Here is a 219-nt window from a genome sequence, read left to right on the forward strand (position 1 = left end):
TGAACGACCTGGTTCGCGACACCTGGTCCGAGGTGGACGTGGTCGGCGTTTGCCTGCCCGCCAACCAGAGGATCGGTCCCGGCGACACCTACCTCGTTGGCGAGATCGCGAAGCTGCCGAAACGGCCGCAACTGGTGGCTCTGGCCACGAAGTCCGACCTGGTCCCGCCGCCGCGGATGGCCGGGCACCTGCTGCGGATCGCGGCGCTGGAGGAGGAGC

1 pseudogene is annotated in these 219 nt (G+C 69.4%); it reads left to right on the forward strand.

The annotated features are described in order from the left end of the window. Nucleotides 1-219, forward strand: a pseudogene (locus tag BN358_RS13050) (GTPase Era); the annotation flags it as partial.

It is taken from the genome of Sedimentibacter sp. B4, assembly GCF_000309315.1.
Lineage (GTDB): Bacteria > Bacillota > Clostridia > Tissierellales > Sedimentibacteraceae > Sedimentibacter > Sedimentibacter saalensis.